4 protein-coding genes are annotated in these 4,109 nt (G+C 64.7%); 3 read left to right on the top strand and 1 reads right to left on the bottom strand.

Going from position 1 to position 4,109, the window contains the following annotated elements; translation table 11 throughout:
* From PMI42_RS07060 to PMI42_RS07070, 3 genes are all read left to right on the top strand, one after another.
* Positions 1–539: tetratricopeptide repeat protein (locus tag PMI42_RS07060; RefSeq protein WP_008132015.1), on the top strand; the 539-nt coding region annotated here is incomplete at its 5' end.
* A 279-nt stretch (positions 540–818) separates the two neighbouring features.
* Positions 819–2,039: an OpgC domain-containing protein gene (locus tag PMI42_RS07065; protein ID WP_008132016.1), complete on the top strand. Its 1,221-nt coding sequence runs from the start codon at positions 819–821 to the stop codon at positions 2,037–2,039.
* Between the two features lie 35 nt (positions 2,040–2,074).
* Positions 2,075–2,563 carry a DUF2059 domain-containing protein gene (locus tag PMI42_RS07070; protein WP_008132017.1) on the top strand — a complete coding sequence of 163 codons (489 nt, stop codon included), beginning with the start codon at positions 2,075–2,077 and terminating at the stop codon, positions 2,561–2,563.
* 10 nt (positions 2,564–2,573) lie between these two features.
* On the opposite strand, the gene PMI42_RS07075 is transcribed toward PMI42_RS07070, so the two are convergent.
* Positions 2,574–4,070 (bottom strand): sugar ABC transporter ATP-binding protein, encoded by a 1,497-nt coding sequence (locus tag PMI42_RS07075; protein WP_008132019.1) that lies wholly within the window; start codon positions 4,068–4,070, stop codon positions 2,574–2,576.
* Positions 4,071–4,109 lie beyond the last annotated feature (39 nt).

Below are 4,109 nucleotides of genomic sequence, written 5' to 3' on the forward strand. Positions count from 1 at the left end.
CCGCCGCCTATAGCGGCGGCTGGCTGAAGCTCGGCCAGAACGATCCGGCCGCGGCCGCCGCCATCCTCGAAGAGGGTTTCGTGCTGGCGCAGAAGCATGGCATCCGGCTGTTCGTGCCGGTGCTCGCCTGCCACCTCGGCATTGCCTATCTGGAGCAGGGGCTGTTCGACCGGGCCCGCGGCATGCTGACCGAGGCGCGCGAGGAGGCCAAGGCGGTCGGCTATACCTCGGCGGTGCTGCGCAGCTCGATCTATCTGGCGCTCGCCACCCATCGCCTCGGCGACGTCCAGGCCGCGCAGAACATGTTGCGCGAGGCGCGCAACACCGCCCGGCAGCAGGGCTTTGCCGGTCTTGAGGCCGAGGCGCTGTTCGGCGAAGCCGTGGTGACGCCGCCGACGGATGCGGCGAACAAGGCCGCGATCATCGTCGCCCTGCGCGCGGCCGTCGCGATCGCCTCCGAGAGCGGCGCGCTGCCGCTCCGGCACAAGGCCGAGGCGATGTTGAACGAGGCACTCGCCCGGGGCGATCAGCCGATCTGACCCCCGTCCTTCGGACGGTCGATTTTTTGCCCGTCGCGACGTTTTTATTTGCTAGTTATCACAATGGCTTAGCGTGCCGCTTCTACTGTGCATGGGGTTGTTTCGTCATGGTTTGCGGGCGGCCTTTTCAGATGTGATGACGAAGTCCCTTGCGCGCGCACCAAGGTCCGCTACCGTTGCGCCTCACCTGACGGTCAGGTGACTTTTGATGTCCATTTTTTAGCATCCGATTTCATCGGCGCCGCGAGGGCGCGACGCCCACGGCAAGAGGCGGGGGCCATGATCACACGGGACCAGTCGGCACTCCTGGCGCCGGTCGAGCGCGATTTGCGGCTCGATCTGTTCCGCGGCATCGGGTTGTGGATGATCTTCCTCGACCACATTCCGCACGACGTCGTGGCCTGGCTGACCTTGCGCAATTACGGCTTCAGCGACGCCGCCGAGTTCTTCGTCTTCATCTCCGGATACCTGGTCGGCTGGATCTACGGACCGATCGTCGCCGGCGGCTGGTTCATCGCGGCGCTGAAGCGGCTGTGGCGGCGTGCGGCCGAGCTGTACGTCGCCCACATCATGCTGTTCCTGCTGTTCACCGCGCAGATCGCGCGCACGGTCAGGCGGTTCGACAATCCGATGTATGCGGACGAGTTCAACGTTCACAACTTTCTCGACCATCCCGACATCCTGATCGGCCAGGCGCTCTCGCTGCGTTACAAGCCGGTCAATCTCGACGTGCTGCCGCTCTACATCACGCTGGTGTTCGCCGCGCCCTTCATCGTGTGGGGCCTCGTGCGCCGGCCGAACCTGACGCTCGCCGCCTCCGTGGTTCTCTATGGGCTGTCGCGTTGGTTCGACTGGAACATCGCCTCCTACCCGCCCGGCACGACCTGGTACTTCAACCCGTTCTGCTGGCAGCTGATGTTCGTGTTCGCGGCCTGGTGCGGCATCGGCCAGATCGGGAAGGTCGCGACATGGGTGTGGTCGAAGACGGTGATGGGCCTTGCCGCGGCGTGGATCGCCTTCGCGCTCCTGATCGTGATGACCTGGCACATCCACGCGCTCGAGGCGATGATCCCGAAATGGATGATCAAGGCGATCTACCCGATCGACAAGACCGACCTCGACATGCTGCGCTTCACGCACTTCCTGGCGCTGGCGATCTGGGTGACCTATTTCGTTCCGCGGCACTGGAAGGCGCTGCATTCGAAATGGCTGCGCCCGGTCATTCTCTGCGGCCAGCATTCGCTGCCGATCTTCTGCCTCGGGGTATTCCTGTCGTTCTCCGCGCACTGGATCCTGACGCAATACACCAAGGGCGTCTGGGAGCAGCTCCTCGTGTCCTTGGCCGGCATCCTGATTCAGATCGGCGCCGCGTGGCTGCTCGACCGCGCCCGCAAGGTGCCGGAGCTGTTCGTGAAAGTGACCGAGGAGGAGGAGCCTGACGAGGTCACGCCGGACAGCACGCCGGCGGCGACCGTCGCCATGGCGCCTGCCAGCCGTTGAAGAAACACGTCGCCCGCCTTCTCGTGGAGAGGTTCATGTCCAGACGTTTGCTGACGATCGCCGGCCTGCTTCTGCTCCTCGCCGGCGGCGCCTCCGCCGAGCCGCCGTCGCCGGAGGCGATGACCGCGGCGCGCAAGCTCGTGGTGACGCTGAGGATCGCGGACCAGTATCGCAACGCGCTTCCGCAGCTCCTGCTCAAGCTCAGGCCCGTGGTCGCGCAGGACCGGCCGGAGATCGAGCGCGACTATGACGCGATGACGGCGCCCGGAGCCGAGATTTACGCCCCGTACGTCAACGCGATGATCGACCAGATCGCCGCCGCTTATGCCGCAACTTTCACAACGGACGAATTGCGGCAGATCGAGGCGTTCTATGCCGGGCCGGCCGGACAGAAATATCTGGAGAAGTCGGATGCGCTGGCGCAGGCGAGCGCGCAGATCGGCCAGGACGTCAGCCAGAAGGCCGGCGACGAACTGAAGCAGCGCCTGACCGAGGCGCTGCGGCAGAAAGGGAAAAAGCCGTAGACCGCCATGCTCAGTGGATCGCCGCGTACATGATCCTTTCCTCCGTCGCATCCAGCGCCGAGAACTCCTCCACGACCTTGCCCTGGCGGGAGACCAGAATGCGGTCGGAGAGCGCCATGATCTCGGGCAGATAGGACGAGATCACCACCACCGCCTTGCCCTCGTCGGCGAGCTGATTGATCAACTCGTGGATCTCGACGATGGCGCCGACATCGACGCCGCGGGTCGGCTCATCGAAGATGATCAGGTCCGGCTCCTGCACCAGTGATTTTGCGATCACGACCTTCTGCTGATTGCCGCCGGAGAGCTCGACCACCTTGGCGTGGTCACCGATGGCGCGCACCCTGAGCTTCTCGATCCAGGTCTTGCCGATCGTGTCGGTCTCTTTCCGCGACAGCAGCATGCGTCCGCCAGGAAATTTCGACAGCAGTCCGAGATAGATGTTACGGGCGATCGAGGACGTCTCGAAGAAGCCCTCGACCTTGCGGTCTTCGGTAACATAGGCGATGCCGGCCTTCACTGCGGGCGCCGGCACCCGGTAGCGCACCGGCTTGTCGTGCAGCAAAATCTCGCCGCCGTGGAAGAAGTCGCGCTTGAGCACGCCGGAGACGATCTTGAACGTCTCGGTGCGGCCCGCGCCGACCAGGCCGAACACGCCGGTGATCTGGCCCGCGAAGACCGACAGAGAATTGTTCTTCACCATCGGAGCCATCTTCAAATTCTGTACCGTCAGCACGCGCGCGCCCGCCGGCCGGACGCTGCTCTTCCGCGTGCCGTAGAGTGTGTTGGAGAGGTCGCGCCCGACCATGGCCTGAATGATCGCCGCGCGGTCGAATTTGGCAGCGTCGTCGGTCACGACGTGCTTGCCGTCGCGCAGCACCGTGATGCGGTCGGCCAGCAGCAGCGCCTCTTCCAGCGCATGCGAGATGAAGACGATCGAGACGCCGCGCTTCTTGAGATCGCGGACGAGGTCGAAGAAGTATTTCTTCTCCTCCGGCGTCAGCGACGCGGTCGGCTCGTCGAAGATGATGACCTTGGCGCGGTGCAGGACCGCGCGCGCGATCTCCACCATCTGCTTCTTGGCCGCGCCGAGGCCGCTCACGGTCGCGGTCGGCGTGACGTCGAAATTGAGCGATTGCAGAAACTGCTGCGCAGCGATGTAGATGCCGCGCAGGCGGTTGTAGAACTTCTCCTGGCCGAGAAACAAATTCTGCGCGACCGTCATGGTCGGCACCAGGCTGTTCTCCTGGAACACCATGGCGATGCCGAGATTGCGCGCCTCCAGTGGCGTCCGCGGCGCGACGTCCGCCCCGTCGACCGCCATGGTGCCTGACGTCAGCGTCACCACGCCGGCCATCACCTTGGTCAAGGTCGACTTGCCGGCACCGTTCTCGCCGACCAGTGCGTGGATCTCGCCGCGGCGGAGATCGAAGTCGACCCCGTCGATGGCGGGTACGCCAGCGTAGAGTTTTGTGGCCTTGCGCAGCGAGAGTGCGATATCGCTCATGAGCAGAACTCCTCGGCAAGCCCGGCCAGCGGCAGGCGC

This window comes from Bradyrhizobium sp. YR681 (assembly GCF_000282615.1).
Classification (GTDB): domain Bacteria; phylum Pseudomonadota; class Alphaproteobacteria; order Rhizobiales; family Xanthobacteraceae; genus Bradyrhizobium.

Bases quoted from the DNA above. Each gene is read 5' to 3' on its own strand.
- PMI42_RS07065 (WP_008132016.1), top strand. From the start codon at position 819: ATGATCACACGGGACCAGTCGGCACTCCTGGCGCCGGTCGAGCGCGAT.
- PMI42_RS07070 (WP_008132017.1), top strand. From the start codon at position 2,075: ATGTCCAGACGTTTGCTGACGATCGCCGGCCTGCTTCTGCTCCTCGCC.
- PMI42_RS07075 (WP_008132019.1), bottom strand. From the start codon at position 4,070: ATGAGCGATATCGCACTCTCGCTGCGCAAGGCCACAAAACTCTACGCT.